This is a genomic window from Nitrospiraceae bacterium (genome assembly GCA_020632595.1).
Lineage (GTDB): Bacteria > Nitrospirota > Nitrospiria > Nitrospirales > UBA8639 > Nitrospira_E.
Map to the genome: position 1 here is coordinate 1 of JACKFF010000046.1, position 3169 is coordinate 3169.

The 3169-nt window shown below is 49.6% G+C and carries 5 protein-coding genes; all 5 read right to left on the reverse strand.

The annotated features are described in order from the left end of the window. On the reverse strand, positions 1–385 hold a 385-nt coding region (locus tag H6750_21650; protein MCB9776914.1), incomplete at its 3' end, for a toll/interleukin-1 receptor domain-containing protein. A gap of 519 nt (positions 386–904) precedes the next feature. Next, positions 905–1615: a methyltransferase domain-containing protein gene (locus tag H6750_21655; protein MCB9776915.1), complete on the reverse strand. Its 711-nt coding sequence runs from the start codon at positions 1613–1615 to the stop codon at positions 905–907. Between the two features lie 81 nt (positions 1616–1696). Beyond that, the gene (locus H6750_21660; GenBank protein MCB9776916.1) at positions 1697–2080 is read right to left on the reverse strand and encodes a hypothetical protein; all 384 of its coding nucleotides are present in this window, start codon (positions 2078–2080) and stop codon (positions 1697–1699) included. Between the two features lie 115 nt (positions 2081–2195). Next, entirely contained in the window at positions 2196–2564 is a 369-nt protein-coding gene (locus tag H6750_21665) for a VOC family protein (protein ID MCB9776917.1), read from the reverse strand. A 44-nt stretch (positions 2565–2608) separates the two neighbouring features. Beyond that, positions 2609–2956: a DUF3024 domain-containing protein gene (locus H6750_21670; GenBank protein ID MCB9776918.1), complete on the reverse strand. Its 348-nt coding sequence runs from the start codon at positions 2954–2956 to the stop codon at positions 2609–2611. Positions 2957–3169 lie beyond the last annotated feature (213 nt).

Below are 3169 nucleotides of genomic sequence, written 5' to 3' on the forward strand. Positions count from 1 at the left end.
AGGCGCTCTGCAACGGAGTCGGAATATAGGAATAATGGAAGGGCTCGAAAATTACTGGCACAAACTTTAGATTCTCAGAACCAGCATTATAGATATGCTGGTAGATCAAGTTACCCTCCCACTTGACACCATGCCCCTTACCTGGCTCTTCCCTCCCCATGACTCTTTTATAGTATGTCTCTGTGCATATCATGAGGACGTACTTGGCATCTTCGATTTTCTTGGCCATCCAACGAGGCCACCCCTCAGGGGGTGACGTTTCGTATTGGTCAAGCACACAATCGATACCGTCTGCTCGGAGTTTGTTGGATAATTCAAGAACACGTTGAACGTGATTCACGTCGTCGTGACTGTAGCTAATAAATACTTCTCCGATTGAATCCATCACCCGACTCTGTTTTGAACGCTAACAATGTTTAGGTGGATCCGTATAAGACCCCGATCTGCCCATTTCTGTCCATATAACGCGCCTTCCAATTGCTTAAAATTGCGGCCTTATCGCTGCCATTTCAATGTGATTCGCCCTATAGGTCAGTTGACGGGTTCTGATGCGAATCACTACAACACCCTTCCTTGATGGATTCACTCCCATCAAGCAGACGACGAACACCCGCCAGCCCTCGCTTGGGGACAACAGGTATACAGCATAGTTGGATAGATATCACCATCGCCCCACCATTCTTCAATGGTCACCCGCACCAGTCGCCATGAAGGAAAATATCGGAACTGAAAAGAATTGTTGATGAACAAGCGAAATATGTCAACAGTGAGTGCAACAGATCAGGAAACCCCAATTGTTTAAATTCTCTTTCTCACCTCATTCTCCGCTTACCCCGTTCAAGCCAAGTAATTTAACTCAAGGATGTACCCTAGATGGACTGCCTCGATAAATATTACAGGTCCGCTAGAACATCGGTTGGATATCGGACTTTATGGCAAGAATGACTCCCGAGGGAAAGAACAGTTGCTGGACATATTCCCTGACCTTGACCACAAAGCCAAATTGGGCCAGCGGCCCCGAAAGGCGAACCGCCCGACACCCGCCCATCAGCAAGGGCGCGAGTTGGTATAATCGCTGATAGAATCCACTCCCTGGTTTTTCGCCGAAGGTCATGGAGACGACAACCAGTTTTCCTCCTGGCTTGAGCACCCGATGAAACTCCTTGAGGACCATCGGCCAATCGTGCTCCTCCAACAGATCGAACATATAGTTATTCAGCAGCACGTCAAAAGAATGGTCGTCTGCTTGAATTGCCAAGGCGCTGCCCACTGACAACTCGTAGTGTTCACATCCGGCTTCGCGAAGCCGTCGTCTGGCCTTCTCGAGCATTCCCTCGGATATGTCGATGCCGACATTCCGTCCGTGAGGATTATTCTTGACCATTTCCACAAACGCCATCCCCGTGCCCACGGCCACTTCCAAGACCTGCTGGCCATCTTGGACATCTGCCAATTCCAAAGACCGTCTTCGAGCCTTCGCCTCTGTCAGATGGCTCCAGAGATCATATACACCCGCTAATCGATCATAGAGCCTTGTGACCTCTACTTGAGAAACTCTCGCCTTCAGAATTTCCAGTTCTCTTTGCCTGAATTCCTGCTTTGGTCGTTGCGCCATGTTGTCGTTCCTGACCATCCAACGAAATCCCTAAGTCAGCATAAGGCGGGGCCGGTTCAAAACCCTTTTCGGGGCATCCATTCATCTCAATATTTTCATGACGAACAAGCTTGATAACAGATCGTCATAGGCGCAGCTCACGACCTTCTCGCCGCTGATGGTCGCATCGACATGGTACAGTTCGCCTTCGACGTAGATCTGACAAAATCTGGAGTCTCCTACGAGGATTTCCAGCGTATCGTCCCCGCAAGCTTGCAAGAATCTGAATTTGGATTGACCAGGCTGGATGGTGCCAAGATGGTGAGTCGTTTCACAGGCCCTATAGGCAACCGACGGGACGGGGTGATTCGAGGCATTCAGAATGCTGACAGTCGATGTCCCCAGCCAGATAAGATTACAGGCAAGCAACACCACCAGGAAAGCTAGAATCCACCCCATGAAGCCTTTGCCGGTTAGCCTTATCATTATTATTTCAAGCTTTCCTTCACCACTCCTTCCCGTAGTTCAGAGAAGATTCCGGCATGGTTAACAAATTCATTTTTCTTCTTCCAACGAAACAAATGGGGAACCCTATAAAAGATCACCCACTAATAGCAGTGGTAAAGGTCAGGGTGTTCCCGAAGGGATCGATGACCGACATATCCCGCGTTCCCCAGGGCATGTCTTCGATTCCGGGTTTTGCGTATTTGTATCGCTTGGCGGTCAATTCCGCATGGTAGGCCTCCAAGTCGCTGGTCTCGATGCGAATCGTGGCGCCCGGGCAAACGCCGCCATGGTGCTCTGACAGGTGCAATATACAGTGGTCTTTTGAGACCTGCATGTAGAGCGGGAAGTTGTGTTCCACACGGTGCTCCCAATCGATGGAGAACCCCAAAAAGTCCACGTAAAACTCTCTGGCCTTGGCCTCATCAAAGATACGTAGGATCGGTGTGGTGTTTCCAAAATTCATTGGATGGTTCCTTTACCGGTTCAATAAAAGAGGTTGGAGTCTCTCTACCCATAGAAGCAACCGTACTGATCTTCTTTGACCACAGCGAGAAAGTCCGTGACTGTCCGAACGTGCGGGGCGGGTTCATAGCCATGCCATTTCAGGTCGGCCCTTTTCCAGTAGATTTTCCATTGGTCCCTGGTTCTGACGTACGTGGCCTTGGCAAAGGAATGTTCGTGCTTGATCTTCGGCTTGTCCCATTGCGGGCGAATCTCGAATAGTTCGATGCTTTGACTAGTAATACGAAATCCAAAATCGAGTTGGGGCCGAATATGCCCTGGAGGCCGAATTTGCTCAATGAAGGCCCCCACGAGCTTTTGGAATCTTTTACGCTCAAGATCGTTGAACGCCATCCTTTTGCCCCCTTTTTCTAAGATTGCGGTTAAGGGGAAGACCATTGGGTTCTGACCACATAATTGCTCCCCCGAAGACGCCCGCGCATGATCTCAGGCGGAGTTGTTGTTCAACCTACAACTTATTTTCTCTCGTTTATGAACCGAACCCCGGCGGCCTGCATCTGACATCTAGCTTTTTTGCCACCATCTAATGTAATCGAGCATGTCGCT